Annotated in this window: 11 protein-coding genes; 8 read left to right on the top strand and 3 right to left on the bottom strand. The window is 68.3% G+C overall.

Annotated elements, in window-relative coordinates; all coding sequences use genetic code 11:
• Window positions 1-96: 96 nt before the first annotated feature.
• The gene (locus ACK4S2_RS07815) at window positions 97-951 is read right to left on the bottom strand and encodes a prephenate dehydratase (RefSeq protein WP_409622529.1); all 855 of its coding nucleotides are present in this window, start codon (window positions 949-951) and stop codon (window positions 97-99) included.
• Window positions 952-1071: 120 nt separating this feature from the next.
• Here ACK4S2_RS07815 and ACK4S2_RS07820 point away from each other — a divergent pair, with 120 nt between their 5' ends.
• The 6 genes from ACK4S2_RS07820 (at window position 1072) to ACK4S2_RS07845 (ending at window position 8772) form a co-directional block, all read left to right on the top strand.
• Window positions 1072-1590 (top strand): c-type cytochrome, encoded by a 519-nt coding sequence (locus tag ACK4S2_RS07820; RefSeq protein WP_409622532.1) that lies wholly within the window; start codon window positions 1072-1074, stop codon window positions 1588-1590.
• A gap of 205 nt (window positions 1591-1795) precedes the next feature.
• Window positions 1796-3631 carry an extracellular solute-binding protein gene (locus ACK4S2_RS07825; RefSeq protein WP_409622535.1) on the top strand — a complete coding sequence of 612 codons (1836 nt, stop codon included), beginning with the start codon at window positions 1796-1798 and terminating at the stop codon, window positions 3629-3631.
• Between the two features lie 16 nt (window positions 3632-3647).
• Window positions 3648-4790: a microcin C ABC transporter permease YejB gene (locus tag ACK4S2_RS07830; protein WP_409622538.1), complete on the top strand. Its 1143-nt coding sequence runs from the start codon at window positions 3648-3650 to the stop codon at window positions 4788-4790.
• 3 nt (window positions 4791-4793) lie between these two features.
• On the top strand, window positions 4794-5903 hold the full coding sequence (locus tag ACK4S2_RS07835) for an ABC transporter permease (RefSeq protein WP_409622541.1): 1110 nt from the start codon (window positions 4794-4796) through the stop codon (window positions 5901-5903).
• Window positions 5900-7498, top strand: a complete 1599-nt coding sequence (locus ACK4S2_RS07840) for an ABC transporter ATP-binding protein (protein ID WP_409622544.1) — start codon at window positions 5900-5902, stop codon at window positions 7496-7498. Before ACK4S2_RS07835 ends, ACK4S2_RS07840 begins: the two co-directional genes overlap by 4 nt.
• A 26-nt stretch (window positions 7499-7524) precedes the next feature.
• A complete protein-coding gene (locus ACK4S2_RS07845; RefSeq protein WP_409622547.1) occupies window positions 7525-8772 on the top strand; it encodes a glycosyltransferase in 1248 nt (415 codons plus the stop codon).
• Between the two features lie 744 nt (window positions 8773-9516).
• Here the strand turns inward: ACK4S2_RS07845 and ACK4S2_RS07850 are convergent.
• Window positions 9517-10734: a Bcr/CflA family efflux MFS transporter gene (locus ACK4S2_RS07850; protein WP_409622550.1), complete on the bottom strand. Its 1218-nt coding sequence runs from the start codon at window positions 10732-10734 to the stop codon at window positions 9517-9519.
• A 497-nt stretch (window positions 10735-11231) separates the two neighbouring features.
• Between ACK4S2_RS07850 and ACK4S2_RS07855 the strand changes: the two genes are divergently transcribed.
• Together ACK4S2_RS07855 and ACK4S2_RS07860 are read left to right on the top strand one after the other, a co-directional pair.
• Window positions 11232-14222, top strand: a complete 2991-nt coding sequence (locus tag ACK4S2_RS07855) for a Hint domain-containing protein (protein WP_409622553.1) — start codon at window positions 11232-11234, stop codon at window positions 14220-14222.
• 133 nt (window positions 14223-14355) lie between these two features.
• Window positions 14356-16713: a Hint domain-containing protein gene (locus tag ACK4S2_RS07860; protein ID WP_409622556.1), complete on the top strand. Its 2358-nt coding sequence runs from the start codon at window positions 14356-14358 to the stop codon at window positions 16711-16713.
• Here the strand turns inward: ACK4S2_RS07860 and ACK4S2_RS07865 are convergent.
• Window positions 16617-17294: a thermonuclease family protein gene (locus ACK4S2_RS07865; RefSeq protein WP_409622558.1), complete on the bottom strand. Its 678-nt coding sequence runs from the start codon at window positions 17292-17294 to the stop codon at window positions 16617-16619. The genes ACK4S2_RS07860 and ACK4S2_RS07865 overlap by 97 nt on opposite strands.
• Between the last annotated feature and the right edge of the window lie 33 nt (window positions 17295-17327).

Consider the following 17327-nt stretch of genomic DNA (forward strand, 5'->3'; position numbering starts at 1 on the left):
CACCATGATCGACACCCGCGTGCTCGTGCCGCGCCGGGCCAGCCTGCCCGCATCGCGGCTCAGCCTGCTGATGGGGCTGACCTTGCTGCTGGTGCTCTACGGCAGTTGAGAGGCGCGCGCCTGTTGCCAGTCGCGCGCGGCCGGATAGACGCCCAGGATTTCCAGCTTGTCGGTGAAATAGCGCAATTCCTCCAGCGCGCGCTGCACCGGCGGGTCGTCGGGGTGGCCCTCGATATCGGCATAGAACTCGGTCGCGGTGAAATTGCCCGCCACCATGTAGCTTTCCAGCTTGGTCATGTTCACGCCGTTGGTGGCAAAGCCGCCCAGCGCCTTGTAAAGCGCCGCCGGAATGTTGCGCACCCGAAAGACAAAGGTGGTGACCATGCGCGCCGCGCGCCGGCTGTGGTCGGGGGTCGGCGACATCACCAGAAACCGCGTGCGGTTGTTGTCGTGGTCCTCGATATGGCGGGCCAGAACGTCGAGCCCGTAGATTTCGGCCGCCAGCTCGCTGGCCAGGGCGGCGCGGGTCGGGTCGCCCGCTTCGGCACATTCGCGCGCGGCCTTGGCGTTGTCGGAACTCACCCGCCCCTTGATGCCGTGCCGCGCGAGGAACCCGGCGCATTGCGGCAGGATCACCACATGGCCATAGGCCTCGCGCACCTGGTCCAGCCGCGCGCCGCGCACGCCCAGCAGGTTCACATGCACGCGCACGAAGGCCTCGTCCACGATGTGCAGCCCGGAATTGGGCAGCAGGCTGTGCACGTCGGCCACCCGGCCGTAGGTGGAGTTTTCCACCGCCAGCATCCCCAGGTCGGCCGCGCCGGTGCGCACCGCCTCCACCACATCCTCGAAGGTGGGGCAGGGCAGCACCTCCATCCCCGGGCGGGCCTGCCGGCAAGCCTCGTGCGAATAGGCGCCGCGTTCCCCCTGAAAGGCGATCAGACCTGCCATGTGCGCGTTCCTTCCCGTGATTTTGTCCGCCAGGGGCGTTTCGTCGCGCGTCTACACCTTGAAACGTTGCGGGGGAAGCGGGTATAGCCGCCCGGACAGACAGACAATCGGAGCCTCAAGATGTTCGACACGATGACGGTGACCAAGGCCGGCGGCGCACTGTGCGGGTCGTTGCTGGTGTTCCTGCTGGGCGGCTGGGCGGCCGATGCGCTGTATTCCACCGGCGGCGGCGGCCACGGCGAGGTCAAGCAGGCTTACGTCATCGACACAGGCGCCGCCGAAACCGACACCGCGGCGGCGGATGAAGGCCCCGACTTCGCCACGCTGTTCGCGGCCGCCGATCCGGCCGCCGGCGAAAAGGCCTTCGGCAAGTGCCGCGCCTGCCACAAGATCGACGGCACCGATGCCACCGGCCCGCACCTGAACGGCGTGGTCGACCGGCCCAAGGCCTCGGCCGCCGGCTTCGGCTATTCCGACGCGCTCAAGGCGATGGCCGACACCGCCTGGACGCCCGAGAACCTGAACGCCTTCCTCACCAACCCGCGCGCCTATGCGCCGGGCAACAAGATGTCCTTCGCGGGCCTGCCGCGGGCCGAGGAACGCGCCAACCTGATCGCCTACCTGGCCACGCTGAACTGACCTGCGGCACAGCCGCAGACCCAGACGCCGCCCCTTGTCGGGCGGCGCCTTTGCTTTTTCCCGCCTTTTGCCGGTGCAGGCGGCCCTTTCACGCATTCGCAACTTGAGACGCGGCGGTGCGCCCGCTACGTTCTGGCACGAACAGCGGGGCGCACCCGCGACAGGCCGGGGAGAACGGGCAATGCGGGCATGGCGGCGGAACGGAATGGCGGCCCTTGCGGCGCTGGTGCTGGCGACCTTGCCCGCCCGGGCCGAGGTGCTGGTCAGCCACGGCATTTCCCCCTTCGGCGACCTGAAATACCCTGCCGACTTCCCGCACCTCGATTACGTCAACCCCGACGCCCCCAAGGGGGGCGAGATTTCCATCTGGGCCTTCGGCGGGTTCGATTCGATGAACCCCTATTCCATCAAGGGCCGGGCCGGGGCGCTGTCCTCGATCTTCTACGAATCCCTGATGACCGCCACCGCCGACGAGATGGGCGCGGCCTATTGCCTGATCTGCGAAACCATCGAATACCCGCCGGGCCGCGAATGGGTCATCTTCAACCTGCGCGACAACGTGCGCTTTTCCGACGGATCGCCCCTGACGGCCGAGGACGTGGCCTTTTCCTACCGCACCTTCCTGGAAAAGGGCCTGTCGGATTACCGCGTCGTGCTGGCCCAGCAGGTCGAAAGCGCCGAGGTTCTGGGCCCCTACCGCATCCGCTTCACCTTCAAGCCCGGCTTTCCCACCCGCGACCTGATCCAGGAGGTGGGCGGCCTGCCGATCCTGTCGAAAACCCATTACGAGGCGAACAACCGCAACCTCGAAGAAGGCGGGATGGAGCCCTTCCTCGGCTCGGGGCAATACGTGCTCGACCGGGTGAACGTCGGCCAGACCCTCGTCTACCGCCGCAACCCCGACTACTGGGGCGCGGGCCTGCCGATCAACCGCGGGCGCGGCAATTTCGACCGCATCCGCGTCGAATACTACGCCGATTACGCCGCCGCCTTCGAAGGCTTCAAGGGCGGCAGCTACACCTTCCGCGACGAGGCTTCGTCGATCTCCTGGGCCACGGGCTATGACTTTCCGGCCGTCGCCAACGGCCATGTGAAAAAGGTCGAGCTGCCTTCGGGCACCAAGGCCTCGGGCCAGGCCTTCCTGTTCAACCTGCGGCGCGAGAAGTTCGCCGACCCCCGCGTGCGCGAGGCGATCGGCCTGATGTTCAACTTCGAATGGGCCAATGCCACTTTGTTCTACGGGCTTTACGCCCGCATCAACTCGGTGTGGGAAAACACCCCCCTGGCCGCCACCGGCGTGCCCGGCCCCGACGAAATCGCCCTGCTGCAACCGCTGGTCGATCAGGGCCTGCTGCCGGCCTCGATCCTGACCGAACCCGCCGTCATGGCCCCCGTGTCGGGCGACCGGCAGACCGACCGCAACAACCTGCGCCGCGCGGGCGAGTTGCTCGAGGCCGCCGGCTGGACGATGGGCAACGACGGCCTGCGCCGCAACGCCGCCGGCCAGACGCTGCGGGTCGAGTTCCTGAACGACAGCCAGTCCTTCGACCGCATCATCCTGCCCTTCGTCGAAAACCTGCGCCGCGCCGGGGTGGATGCCGTGCACACCCGCATCGACAATGCCCAGATGGAGGCGCGCGAACGCCCCCCCGCCTACGATTTCGACATCGTCACCGGCAATGCCCGCGCCGCGGAAATACCGGGGCCGGAACTCAAGCAGTTCTACGGTTCCGCCACCGCCGATGTCAGCAGCTTCAACCTGATGGGCCTCAAAAGCCCGGCGGTGGATGCCCTGATCGAAACCGTGATCGCCGCGAAAACCCGCGAGGAAATGACCACCGCCACCCGCGCGCTGGACCGCGTGCTGCGCGCCGAACGTTTCTGGGTGCCGCAGTGGTTCAAGGACAAGCACACGGTCGCCTATTACGACCAGTACGACCACCCCGAAACCCTGCCGCCCTATGCCCGGGGCGAGCTGGATTTCTGGTGGTTCAACGCCGAAAAGGCCGCGGCCCTGCGCGCCGCCGGCGCGCTGCGCTGACCGCGGGACAAGGGGCATGGGCGCCTATATCCTTCGCCGCCTGGCGCTGGTGATCCCGACCCTGGTCGGGATCATGGTCATCAACTTCGTCCTGACCCAGCTTGTGCCCGGCGGCCCGATCGACCAGATCACCGCCCGGCTGCAAGGCGGCGGCGACGTGTTCCAGAACATCGCCGGCGGGCAGGAAACCACCCCGGCCCCGGCCGACGGCGGCTATCAGGGCGCCCGCGGCCTGCCGCCCGAGTTTCTCGACAGTCTCGAAGTGCAGTTCGGCTTTGCCCGCTTCGTCTGCGCCGAAGGCTTTGCCGGCACGCCCTCGTCGAAGGCACCCGAATGCGTCAAGGAACCGATCCCCCTGTGGGAACGCTTCGCCATCATGATGGGCAACTACCTGACCTTCGATTTCGGGCAAAGCTACTTCCGCAGCATCTCCGTGGTGGATCTGGTGCTGGAAAAGATGCCGGTGTCCATCTCGCTCGGGCTGTGGTCCACGCTCGTCGCCTATCTGGTTTCCATCCCGCTCGGCATCCGCAAGGCGGTGCGCGACGGGTCGTCCTTCGACACCTGGACCAGCGGCGTCATCATCGTGGCCTATGCCATCCCCGGCTTCCTGTTCGCCATCCTGCTCCTGGTGGTGTTCGCCGGCGGGTCTTACGTGCAGTGGTTTCCCTTGCGCGGCCTCACCTCCGACAACTGGGACCAGCTTTCGCCGCTGGGCAAGGTGGCCGATTACCTCTGGCACATCGCGCTGCCCGTCACCGCCTCGCTGATCTCCAGCTTTGCCACGCTGACGCTGCTGACCAAGAACAGCTTTCTGGACGAGCTGCGCAAGCAGTATGTGATGACCGCGCGCGCCAAGGGCCTGACCGAAGCCCGCGTGCTGTATGGCCACGTGTTCCGCAACGCCATGCTCATCGTCATTGCCGGGTTTCCCGGCCTGTTCCTGTCGGTGTTCTTCGGCTCCTCGCTCATCATCGAGACGATCTTTTCGCTCGACGGTCTCGGCCGCATGGGGTTCGAGGCCGCGGTGGCGCGCGACTATCCGGTGATCTTCGGCACGCTGTTCGTGTTCGGGCTGATCGGCCTTGTGGTCGGCATCCTGTCCGACCTGATGTATGTCTGGGTCGATCCGCGCATCGACTTCGAAAGCCGGGGGTAAGGCATGGCGCTGTCGCCGCTCAACGCCCGCCGCTGGCGCAATTTCAAGGCCAACCGCCGGGCCTACTGGTCGCTCTGGGTGTTTGCCGTGCTGTTCGGGCTGTCGCTGTTTGCCGAACTCATCGCCAACGACAAGCCCTTGCTCGTGTCCTTCCGGGGCGAGCTGAAGTATCCGCTCACCCGCTTCTACTCCGAACGCGACTTCGGCGGCGATTTCCAGACCGCCGCCGCCTGGCGCGACCCGGAGGTGCAATGCCTGATCCGCACCGGCGGGGCCGAGCTTTGCCTCGACGATCCCGAGGCGGCGATGGCCGAGGCCGAGGCCAGCGGCACCGTCGAAGGCCAGCCGATCGCCCCCGGCTGGATGGTCTGGCCGCCGATCCCCTACAGCTACAACACCATCGCCGACCTGGGCAAACCCGCGCCTTCGGCGCCCGACGCCGAACACTGGCTGGGCACCGACAACACCGCCCGCGACGTGCTGGCGCGGGTGATCTACGGCTTCCGCCTCTCGGTCGCCTTCGCGCTGATCGTGACCCTGACCACCTCGGTCATCGGCATCGCCGCCGGTGCGATCCAGGGCTATTTCGGGGGGGCCATCGACCTGATCTTCCAGCGGGTGATCGAGCTGTGGGGTTCGGTTCCCTCGCTTTACATCATCATCATCGTGGCGGCGATCTGGCCGATGAACTTCTGGTTGCTCGTGATCCTGATGACCCTGTTCGGCTGGACGGCGCTGGTGGGGGTGGTGCGGGCCGAGTTCCTGCGGGCGCGCAACTTCGAATATGTCCGCGCCGCCCGGGCGCTGGGCGTGCCCGACCGCACCATCATGTTCCGCCACGTGCTGCCCAACGCGATGGTCGCCACGCTGACGATGCTGCCCTTCGTCATCACCGGCACCATCGCGGGGCTGGCCAGCCTCGATTTCCTCGGCTTCGGGCTGCCGTCCTCGGCGCCTTCCCTGGGCGAACTCACGCTTCAGGCCAAGCAGAACCTGCAGGCGCCCTGGCTGGCCTTCACCGCCTTCGTCACCTTTGCGCTCATGCTCAGCCTTCTGGTGTTCATCTTCGAAGGCATCCGCGACGCCTTCGACCCGCGAAAGACCTTCCGATGACCGCGCCGATCCTCGATGTCTCCGGCCTTTCGGTGCGCTTTCGCCAGGATGGCCAGGTGATCGACGCCGTGCGCGGCGTGTCCTTTGCCGTGGGCCGCGGCGAAACGGTGGCGCTGGTGGGCGAATCCGGCTCGGGCAAGTCGGTCTCGGCGCTGGCCTCGGTGGGCCTTCTGCCCGACAGCGCCGAAATCGCCGGCTCGATCCGCTATGCCGGGCAAGAGATGGTGGGCGCCGATCCCGCCACCCTGCGCCGCATCCGCGGCAACGACATCAGCTTCGTCTTTCAGGAGCCGATGACCAGCCTCAACCCGCTGCACACCATCGAACGCCAGCTGGCCGAGGCGCTGGCCCTGCACCAGGGCCTGACGGGCGAGGCCGCGCGCGCCCGCATCCTCGACCTCTTGACCAAGGTCGGCATCCGCGACCCCGAAAGCCGGCTGGGCGCCTGGCCGCACCAGCTGTCGGGCGGCCAGCGCCAGCGCGTGATGATCGCCATGGCGCTCGCCAACGGCCCCGACCTGCTGATCGCCGACGAACCCACCACCGCGCTCGACGTGACGATCCAGGCCCAGATCCTCGACCTGCTGATGCAGCTCAAGCGGTCCGAAGGGCTCAGCCTCCTGTTCATCACCCACGACCTGAACATCGTGCGCCGCATCGCCGACCGCGTCTGCGTCATGCAAAAGGGCGAGATCGTGGAACAGGGCCCCACCGCGCGGGTCTTTGCCGCCCCCGAACACCCCTACACGCAGAAACTGCTGGCCGCCGAACCGAAAGGCACCCCCGACCCGGTGCCCCCCGACGCCCCCGAGGTGCTGCGCACCGAAGGCCTCAAGGTCTGGTTCCCGATCCAGCGCGGTTTCCTGCGCCGCACGGTGGGGCACGTCAAGGCGGTGAACGGCGCCACCATCGCGCTCCGGGCCGGCGAAACCCTGGGCGTGGTGGGCGAATCGGGCTCGGGGAAAACCACGCTGGCGCTGGCCATCCTGCGGCTCATCCGCTCCGAAGGCCCTGTGGCCTTGCTGGGGCGCGACATCGCCGGCCTGTCGGGCGCCGACCTGCGCCCCCTGCGGCGCGAAATGCAGATCGTGTTCCAGGATCCCTACGGCAGCCTCAGCCCGCGCATGACGGCCGGCCAGATCATCGCCGAAGGTCTGGGGATCCACGGCGCCACCGGCGACCCGGCGGCCCAGGTGGCGCAGATCATGGCCGAGGTCGGGCTCGACCCCGCAATGTCGGTGCGCTACCCGCACGAGTTTTCCGGCGGCCAGCGCCAGCGCATCGCCATTGCCCGCGCCATGATCCTGCGCCCCAGGGTGGTGGTGCTGGACGAACCGACCAGCGCGCTGGACATGACCGTGCAGGTCCAGATCGTCGAATTGCTGCGCGGGCTCCAGCGCCGCCACGGCCTGGCCTACCTGTTCATCAGCCACGATCTGCGCGTGGTGCGCGCCATGGCGCATCAGGTCATCGTCATGCGCGCCGGCGACGTGGTGGAACAGGGCCCGGCCGAGGCGGTGTTCGGCGCACCGGCCAACCCCTACACGCGCGAGCTTTTGGCCGCAGCGTTTGATCTTCGGGCCGGTTCCGCCTAACCTGCCGCCCGATCGCGGAGGTGCCTATGAAGATCCTGTTCATCCATCAGAATTTCCCCGGGCAGTTCCTGCACCTCGCGCCCGAGATGGTCCGCCGCGGGCACGACGTGATCGCCCTGACCGACGAGGCGAACCAGCGCCAGAGCCCGATCCGCACCATCCGCTATCGCCACCGCGCCGAAAAGCCCGATGCGGCCGCCTGCCGGCTGGGGCGCACCTATACCGAAATGTCCGACCGCGGTGTCACCGTGGCCCGGGCCGCCGCCACGCTGCGCAGCCAGCACAACTATGTGCCCGACGTGATCTTCGGCCATTCCGGCTGGGGCGAAACCCTGTTCCTCAAGGAAATCTGGCCCGAGGCGCGGCTCATCATCTATGCCGAGTTCTTCTACAAGGCGCGCGGCGCCGATGTGGGCTTCGATCCCGAATTCAGCGCGCCTTCCTTCGACCAGGCGGTCATCACCAATGCGCGCTCGGGGCATCTGGGCCTGTCGATGCTGAACGCCGATGCGGCGCTGGCGCCCACCCGCTGGCAGGCCAGCACCTTTCCCGACCGCCTGCGCCCGATGATCGAGGTGATCTTCGACGGGGTGGATACCGCCGTGATGGCGCCCGATCCCGGCGCCAGCGCGACGCTGCCCGATGGCCGCGTCATCCGCCCCGGCGACGAGGTGCTGACCTTCATCAACCGCAATCTCGAACCCTACCGCGGCTACCACATCTTCATGCGGGCCCTGCCCGAGGTGATGGCCGCGCGCCCCGACGCGCAGGTGGTGATCGTCGGCGGCGACGGCGTTTCCTACGGCGCGGCCCCGAAGGAAGGCGGGACGTGGAAGGAAAGGTTCCTTTCCGAGGTGCGCGACCGCGTGGACCTGTCGCGCATCCACTTCATGGGCAAGGTGCCTTACCCGGTGTTCACCTCGCTCATGCAGATCAGCCGGGTGCACGCCTATCTGACCTATCCCTTCGTGCTGTCCTGGTCGATGCTCGAGGCGATGAGCGCCGGGGCGCATGTCGTCGGCTCGCGCACCGCCCCGGTCGAGGAGCTGATCCAGGATGGCGTCAACGGCCGGCTGGTGGACTTTTTCGACGTGCCGGGCTGGTCGCGGGCGCTGATCGAAGGCCTGGCCGAGCCCGAGCGGTTCCAGGGCCTGCGCACCGCTGCGCGCGCCACCATCGTGAACGGCTACGACCTGCGCCGCCACTGCCTGCCGCGCATCGCCGATTTCGTCGAGGCGGTCGGCAAGGGCAGCTGGAAGCCGCGCGACCGCTAGGGCCGCGGCGCGCGGCGGCCGGCGTGGCAAGCGGGGGGTTTTCCACCCCCCGCACCCCCCGGAGGATATTTGGCCAAGGTGAAGGGGAGGCGGGCCTTGCCGGGGGCAGGGGGCGAGGTCTTTCGGCGCCTGGGGTGGGAACCGCAACACCCGGGGTCGGAGGGGGCAGGGCGGTGTGGCGCCGCGGTCGGTGCCCGGGGGCGCCGCGCGGGGGCGTTCCTTGCCGCGCAGCGCCGGGCGAAGCGGCGGCGAGAGGGTGCGCGGCGCGCTCTGGCGCCTTGTCCGGCACCGGCAAGGGCGCCTGGTCGCCCGCAACGGATCGCCGCGGCATTGCGGGGCGGGCCCCCTGATGACGCCCGGGCCCGCGTCTGCCACCAGACCATCTGCGCCTGCACAAGCCCCGGCTTGTCTCGTGCCGAAGCCTTTGCCATGAGCGATGGCCTTCTGCGCCGGTGTCGGCTCGCGGCGCGGGGCGTCTTCGACGCCAAAGGGCGCCGATCTGTGCCCGGTTTCCCCGCGCGATTTCGATGGCATGGTCCGGCGGATGCACGCCGGGCCGCGCAAGACGCCCGGCCGGAAAACGCCGGCACAAGCCTGCGCCGAGGAAATTGCCTGGGCGACCGCGAGCGTTTCGGTTGGAACACAGGTTAACACTTCGTGAAAACGGCCGCGCAAGCATTTGAAATCGTTGATTCCGAACGCTGTCCCTTCGAGAGACAGCGGGAGGGGCCGGTCCTGGCGCCGTCAGAGCCCCAGCCGGCGGTTGCGCATCTGGACCAGCGCGATCGAGACCCAGCCCGCCACGCCGCAGGCCAGCATCAGCAGCATCAGCGGCAGCGGGTCGTCGCCCGCACCCATCGCCGCCGCCGCCAGCGCCGATAGGGCGGCGCCGCCCCCGATCATCAGCGCGCCCCCCAGCCCCGAGGCCGAGCCGGCAAGGTCGGGGCGCACCGACATCATGCCTGCGTTGGCCGAAGGCAGGGCCATGCCGTTGCCCAGGCCGACCACGCCCATCAACCCGAAGAACACCGCCGGGTGCGAGATGCCCGCCAGCGTCAGCCCCACCATCAGCCCCAGCGCCGCGACGATCACGATGCAGCCGTCGCGCACCATCCGCACCACCCCGCGCCGCACCGAGATGCGGGCCGACACGAAGTTGCCCAGCAGGTAGCCGACCCCGGCGATCGAGAAATACAGCCCCAGCTCCGAAGGTGTCAGCCCATGCACCCGTGTGCCCACCGCCGGGGCACCGCCCAGGAAGGAAAAGAAGGCGCCCGAGCTTGCCGCCGCCGCCACCGAATAGCCCCAGAACCGGCGCGAGGTCAGCAGCGCCGGATACTGCCGCAACTGCGCGCCGAAGCTGGAATGGTGGCGCTCTGCCGTTTCGCCCATGTCGGCCCAGATCAGCGCCATCACCGCCGCCCCCAGCGCCAGCAGCACCAGGAAGTTGGCCTGCCAGCCGAACTGTTCGTCCAGCCACCCGCCCATCGCCGGGCCGAACATCGGAACCAGCGACATCCCCATCGTCAGGTAGCCGATCATCGAGGCCGCCTGCGCCTCGGGCACCATGTCGCGCACCGCGGCGCGGCTCAGCACCATGCCGCCGGCGATCACCGCCTGCATCATCCGGCAGACCAGGAAAACCTCGACCGTCGGGGCCAGCAGCACCCCCACGGTGGCCAGCAGGAACCCACCGCAAGCCCACAGCGCCACCGGGCGGCGGCCGAAGCGGTCGGCCAGCGGCCCGATTACCAGGTTCAGCGCCCCGCTCAGCGCCAGATACAGCGAGACCGAAAGCTGCACCGTGGCATAGGGCGCCCGAAACCATTCCGCCATCGCCGGCAGCGAGGGCAGGAACACGTTCATGCTCATGGCCGAGATGCCGGTGAACAGGATCAGCGTGGCCAGATGCGGCGGGCTGCTGCGGTCCAGAAATCGAGGGGGCGTGACATTCCGGCTCATGCTTCGCGTGCTAAGCGTCTCGGCGGGGAATGTCCATGCCGAACGGACGTTTGTTGCGAGGCGGCGTAAAGGGAACGTCAAGGTTCGAAGGCTAGGCTTGCCGGGTTCGTGCCCCGCGACCGGAGGTTTCCATGCCCTGCGCCTCGCCAGCCATGCCCTGCGCCGGCCTTCGGCCGCTGGCGGGTTGCCAGGGGCGCCTGCCTGCGGGCCGGTCCTTGGCCGACGGGCCCGGAAAATCCATGCTGCCGCCGCAAAAGCGACATGGTGGCGGGGCCAGATCGGGCCAGTCCGCCCACGGGGTTTCCTTCGCCGTGCGGTGCGAGACGGACGACCGGCGCACCCGCCGATCGCAAGCCCCGGTGGTGCCTGCGGTTCGGCCGGATGCTGCCTCTTTGAGGTGCGAGGAGAACGACGTGCGGTTGCTGTGTGGGTCTGAGGGAATGGGGCGGAAGGCCCTGCGGTCGGGTATGCGTTTGCGGCGGGGGGGGTGCTAGTCCATGCCGACGACGTTCGATCTGTTCTTCCTCGGCACCTCGACCCAGTTCATCGACACGGTGGAAGGCAACAACACGTCCGAAAACCACCAGGCGTTCAACAACACGGTCTGGGGCAGCGCGAGCAACCCGCTGGCGCTGCAGGTCAAGACCCTGAGCCCGGATGCCGTTCAGGGCCCCGGCACCGATGGCAATGCGGCCTCTTACGGTGCCGACAACAACATTGCCAACGAAGGGTTCCGCATCAACGGCGGGCCGCTGCAGATCTTCGATGCGGCGATGCAATACAACAACTCGGTGATCCGCTATACCGACGGCACCCAGGCCACCGTCTCGGCGCTGGTGATGCAGGATACGGCGGGAAACCTTTACCTGCTGCCGCCGGTCACGGCCAACGCCTATGGGGCGGCGCTGGAGGCCAAGCCGATCCAGTCGATCACGCTGGGCACCGCCGCGCCGTCGAACGGCACCAACGTCTATGGCATGACGGCGAACCGCTATGACCTGAACCTGAAGGATTACGTGGTCGAAGGCACCGCCGGCAACGACCTGATCGACGCAAACTATACCGGCGACCCCGACGGCGACCGGGTGGATGCCGGCGACAACCTGCCAGGCAACGATGACGACAGCATCCTTGCAGGCGACGGCAACGATACCGTCTACGCCGGCAATGGCGACGATACCGTCGATGGCGGGTCCGGTGACGATCTGGTGTTTCTGGGCGCGGGGGCCGATGTCTTTGGCGCGATGTCGGCCGTCAGTGCCGGCAACGACACCGTCTATGGCGAGGGCGGCAACGACAGCATTTTTGCGGGGTTCGGCGACGATCTGGTCTATGGCGGCGACGGCGACGACATGCTGCTGGGCGACGACGGCAACGACACGCTGCACGGCGGCGCGGGCGCCGACGCGATGTTCGGTGGCCGGGGCGACGATACCTTTGTGCTGGGCAACGGCTTTGGCCAGGACACCATCGTCGGCGGCGAAGGCGACGAAACCTATGGCGACTGGGTGGATGCGCGGCAGATCACGGCCGACACCACGCTGGTGTTCACCGGCGACGAAAGCGGCACCCTGAGCGGGGCAGGCGGCCAGCTTGCCTTTTCGGAGGTCGAGCGCTTCGGCCTCGGGTCGGGCAACGACCTGGTCGATGGTCGGGCCGCGGCGCATGGTGTTCGGGTGCATGCCGGCGGGGGCGACGACACGCTGCTTGGGGGCGCCGGCAACGATACCTTCATCGGCGGTGTCGGCGCCGACCGGATCGACGCCGGGGGCGGCAGCAACTTTGTTGATCTGGGCACGGCCGGCGGCTTCGGCGACGGCGCGGTCGATGTGCTGGTGCTGGACAACGGTTATGGTAGCAGCTGGCTGGTCAACTTCGAAGCCCCGGTCGCCAATGGCGACGGCAGCTATACCGGCGGCGACCGGCTGGACGTGACCGGGATGCTGGATGCCGGTGGCGCCCAGGTCAACGTGCGCGACGTGGTGGTGACCGACACGAATGGCGACGGCACCGGCCACGCGATCCTGACCTTTCCGGATGGAACCTCGATCACCTTGCAGGGGGTGCCGGTTTCGGCGGTGTCCTCGCCGGCGCAACTGGCGGCGATGGGCATTCCGATGCCCGACGACGTGGTCCAGGGCACAGGCGGCGACGACCTGATCGACGGGGCCTATCGCGGCGACCCCCAGGGCGACGTGGTCGATGGCGGCGACAACGCGAACGGCACCGACGACGACCGGATCGAGGCCGGGGCCGGCAACGATACGGTGCGGGCCGGGGCGGGCAACGACACCGTTTTCGGCGGTCAAGGCGACGATGTATTGTCGGGCGAGGCGGGCGACGATGTTCTGCTGGGCGGCCCGGGCAACGACACGATGGACGGCGGCCAAGGCAGCGATACCATCGTGGTGGCCGATGGCGACGGTGCCGATGTGGTGGTGGGCGGCGAGGATGCCGCCGGCGGCGACATCGACCTGCTGGACCTGAGCGGTGTGACCACCGCCACTACGCTTGTCTATTCCGGCGCGGAAAGCGGCAGCCTGACGCATGCCGGCGGCAGCGTCGGCTTTTCGCAGATCGAGAAGGTGCAACTGGGCTCGGGCGACGACAGCGTTTCGGCGCAGGCCGGCGCCGGCCCGCTGGAGGTGCGCGGCGGCGCGGGCCTCGACCGGCTGACCATCTCGGGCGGGCCGGTCAACCGCACGGCCATCACCCTGGACGACAGCGCCAGCGGCGTGTTCACCCCGGCCAACGGCGCAGCCCCGATCAGCTTCGGGCCGTCGGGGCCGTTGCTGAGCGAGGTGCTGACCACCTGGAAGACCGGCACCATCGACATCGCAGGCAACACGCCGTTTTCGGGCCAGGTGGGCGACATCCGCTTTGCCGAGTTCGAAAAGCTGACGGTGGATGTGATCTGTTTCGCGCGCGGCAGCCGGATCAAGACCATGCAGGGCGAAGTCGCGGTCGAGGAGCTGGAGGCCGGCGACCGGGTGCTGACCCTGGACAACGGGTATCAGCCGATCCGCTGGATCGGCTCGACCCGCCGTGCGGCGGTGGGGCGGCTGGCGCCGGTGTGCTTTGCGCCGGGCGCGATCGGCAACGAACATCCCTTGCGCTTGTCGCCGCAGCACCGGGTGCTGTTGCGCGGATGGCAGGCCAGCGTGCTGTTCGGCGAATCCGAGGTGCTGGTGCCCGCCAAGGCGCTGGTCAACGACCGCAGCATCCGCATCGAGGAAGGCGGCGAGGTGGAGTATTTCCACATGCTGTTCGACCGGCACGAGATCGTCTTTGCCGAAGGCGTCCCGTGCGAGAGTTTCCACCCCGGCGAACAGTCCTGGAAAACGCTGGACGCGGCGACGCGCGCCGAAATTCTGGAACTGTTCCCGCAGCTTGCCGAAGATCGTGTGGCCTATGGCGCGACCGCGCGCATGGTGCTGAAGGATTACGAAGGCCGCATTCTGGCGCAGGCGCTGCGACACGGCGTCTGAGCTGCCGCGGCAACGGACGAAACCGCAGAACCGGGGGCCGCAAGGCGGTGCCCCGATTTTGCCACAATTCCGCCACTGTTTTGAACCGCGCGACAATTAGAGTTTTAGTCTCTTTTTGTCTTTCGAGTGCGGCATGGCGAACCTTCCCGGGACTTCGGCGAACAACACGATCGCAGGCACCAGCCAGGCCGACAGCATCGTCGGTTTCGAAGGCAACGACAGCATCACCGCCGCCAACGGCAACGATGCGGTCTGGGGCGGCGACGGCAACGACAGCCTGTTCGGCGGCGGCGGCAACGACACGCTTTACGGCGACCAGGATCGGGTAGCGACCTGGGGCTACCGGGTTTACGACCGCAACTTCACCTCGGCGAACAACCAGGCCTTTACCATCGAAAGCGGGACGCTGCGCGGATCGGGGCTGGCGACAGGCTTCGACCCGACCAACCATGTGCTGAGCGCGCGCGGCACCAGCGGCGACCCCAACGACTTCGGCATCATCTACACCAGCACCTTCACCGCCACCACGGCAGGCACCTACACGTTCCGGCTGACCTCGGACGACGGTTCGACCATGCGGCTGCTGGATGCCTCGGGCACGCCGCTGGTGTGGTCGGCGCAGTCCACCGGGCAGACCGGGCTGACCTATCTGAACAACGATTTCCACCAGGCCGCCACCACGCGGCAGGCCAGCGTCACGCTGGCAGCCGGGCAGACCTATACCATCGAGATCCGGGTCTGGGAAAACGAAGGTGCACAGGTTCTGTCGGCCGACGTGCAGCCCCCGGGCAGCAGCAGCTGGCAGAGCCTGAGCGACAACACCACCTTTATCGGCACCGGGGTCTATGCCGGGAACGACAGCCTGGATGGTGGCGCCGGCGACGACCTGATCTTTGGCGGCGGCGGCAACGATTCGATCTGGGGCGGGGCCGGGGCCGACACGATTTATGGCGGCGAGGGCAACGACACGATCCAGCTGGGCGCCGATGCCAACGCCGATCTGGTTTATGGCGGCGAGGGCAACGACTCGATCCTGACGGAGCATACCTCGACCTCGGTCGCCGACACCGTCCATGGCGACGGCGGCGACGATGTCATCACCGGCGGCAGCGGCATCGAGCTGATCTTCGGTGGCACCGGCAACGACACGCTGTTCGGCGGCGCAGGCAACGACACCCTGCATGGCGACGAGAACGACGACCGCCTGGAAGGCGGCGATGGCAACGACCAGCTGTTCGGCGGCAGCGGGAACGACACGCTGATCGGCGGCACCGGCAACGACGCGATGCAGGGGGGCACCGGGTCGGACCGCTTCGTCCTGCTGGCCAACCACGGCAACGATACCATCACCGGGGGCGAGGACACCGGCGATGTCGATGTGGTCGATGCCACCGCGCTGACCGCGGCCTTGACCGTTTCCGTGACGGGGTTCGAATCGGGCACCCTGACAGGCGGCGGGCTGAACACGAGTTTCAGCCAGATCGAGCGGCTGGAGCTGGGGTCGGGCAACGACACGGTGACGGTTGCGGATAGCAGCCAGCCGATTTTCGTCGATGGCAACGGCGGCATCGACCGGCTGACGGTGAATGGCGGGCCGGTGGGGCGCAACCTGTTCGTGCTGAACGACAATGCGGCGGGCACATTCACCCCCGGCAACGGGGCGCCGGCAATCGACTTCGGCCCAAGCCTGCCGATGAAGCTGTCGAACATCCTGGCCGCCTACAAGACCGGCACCTTCGTCATCAACGGCACGACGCCGCTGAGCGGGCAGATCGGGCAGGTGGTGTTCGAGGATTTCGAAAGCCTGAATCTGCAGATGATCTGCTTTGTCCGCGGCGCCCGCATCCGCACGCCGGGCGGCGAACGCGCGATCGAGGATTTGCGGGCGGGCGACCTGGTGGATACGCTGGACCGCGGGCCGCAACCGATCCGCTGGGTCGGGTCCAGCCGCCGCGCGGCGCGGGGCGACCTGGCGCCGGTGCTGATCCGGGCGGGGGCCCTGGGCAATGCGCGCGACCTGCGGGTGTCGCCGCAGCACCGGATGCTGGTCGAGGGTTGGCCGGCGAACCTGCTGTTCGGCGAGGAGGCGGTGCTGGTGCCGGCCAAGGCGCTGGTGAACGGGCGCGAGGTGGTGCGCGACGAAGGCGGGGTGGTGGAGTATTTCCATATGCTGTTCGACCGGCACGAGATCGTCTGGGCCGAAGGCTGCGCCTCGGAAAGCTTCCATCCCGGCGAACAGGGCTGGAACGCGCTGGATGCGGCGACGCGGGCCGAGGTGCTGGCGCTGTTTCCGGTGCTGGCCGGAGGCGACTTTGCCGCCTGGGGGCCGGCGGCGCGCCCTTCGGTGCGGGCGTTCGAGGGGCGGGCGCTGGCGCGGATGCTCTGGCCGGCGGTTCAGCGCAGGGCCGGGCGAAAGCCGGCGGCGGCGGCTTCGGCGGCGGTGCAGAACCAGCGTTCGCCCTTGGCGGCCGAGATGCGCGTGGCGGTATAGTCGCGCTGGCCGGGCAGGTGATAGACCCGGCCGTTCGGGCCGATGTTGCCCTTGATCGTGCAGCCGGTGTTGGCCGGTGCCGGGTCGGGCGCGCGGGTGGCGAGGCGGTGCGCCTCGGGCGAGGTTTGCGGCCCGGCAGACCAGATCCCGCGCGCGGCCGCGCGGGCCGCGGCTTCGTGCCCGATATAGTCGGGCGCATAGCGGCGATAGGCGGTTGCGGCGCCTTCGGCGACCATCTCGGCCGCCAGATCGCGGCCATCGACCGTGCAGCGCGCCAGGCGACAGCCATAGCGGTCGGGGCCCAGATCCTCGCACAGGGCGCGGCGGCCCCGGGTCAGCGCGGCAAGGCGCGCGGTGGACCAGGCGCCGCAGGCCCAGGTCGTGCCTTGCGCGGTGGTGCAGGTCTGGTCGTGTTCCGGCGCGTCGATGCCGAACAGGCGCACCCGGGCGCCGTCGAGCTGCAGGGTGTCGCCGTCGATCACCCGGACCGCCTGCGGGGTGGCCGGCAGCGGTGCGGCCGGTGCGGCGCCGGCCGAAGCCAGCGCGAGCAGCAGGAGGACGAAGGTGTGTTGCGATGCCATGCCACAGATGTTGGCAGGGCAAGGCGAGAACAC

Source organism: Gemmobacter sp. (genome assembly GCF_046292685.1).
Classification (GTDB): Bacteria; Pseudomonadota; Alphaproteobacteria; order Rhodobacterales; family Rhodobacteraceae; genus Wagnerdoeblera.

Excerpts from the sequence above, each read along its gene's own strand:
- ACK4S2_RS07815 (WP_409622529.1), bottom strand. The coding sequence starts at position 951 with ATGGCAGGTCTGATCGCCTTTCAGGGGGAACGCGGCGCCTATTCGCAC.
- ACK4S2_RS07820 (WP_409622532.1), top strand. The coding sequence starts at position 1,072 with ATGTTCGACACGATGACGGTGACCAAGGCCGGCGGCGCACTGTGCGGG.
- ACK4S2_RS07825 (WP_409622535.1), top strand. The coding sequence starts at position 1,796 with ATGGCGGCCCTTGCGGCGCTGGTGCTGGCGACCTTGCCCGCCCGGGCC.
- ACK4S2_RS07830 (WP_409622538.1), top strand. The coding sequence starts at position 3,648 with ATGGGCGCCTATATCCTTCGCCGCCTGGCGCTGGTGATCCCGACCCTG.
- ACK4S2_RS07835 (WP_409622541.1), top strand. The coding sequence starts at position 4,794 with ATGGCGCTGTCGCCGCTCAACGCCCGCCGCTGGCGCAATTTCAAGGCC.
- ACK4S2_RS07840 (WP_409622544.1), top strand. The coding sequence starts at position 5,900 with ATGACCGCGCCGATCCTCGATGTCTCCGGCCTTTCGGTGCGCTTTCGC.
- ACK4S2_RS07845 (WP_409622547.1), top strand. The coding sequence starts at position 7,525 with ATGAAGATCCTGTTCATCCATCAGAATTTCCCCGGGCAGTTCCTGCAC.
- ACK4S2_RS07850 (WP_409622550.1), bottom strand. The coding sequence starts at position 10,734 with ATGAGCCGGAATGTCACGCCCCCTCGATTTCTGGACCGCAGCAGCCCG.
- ACK4S2_RS07855 (WP_409622553.1), top strand. The coding sequence starts at position 11,232 with ATGCCGACGACGTTCGATCTGTTCTTCCTCGGCACCTCGACCCAGTTC.
- ACK4S2_RS07860 (WP_409622556.1), top strand. The coding sequence starts at position 14,356 with ATGGCGAACCTTCCCGGGACTTCGGCGAACAACACGATCGCAGGCACC.
- ACK4S2_RS07865 (WP_409622558.1), bottom strand. The coding sequence starts at position 17,294 with ATGGCATCGCAACACACCTTCGTCCTCCTGCTGCTCGCGCTGGCTTCG.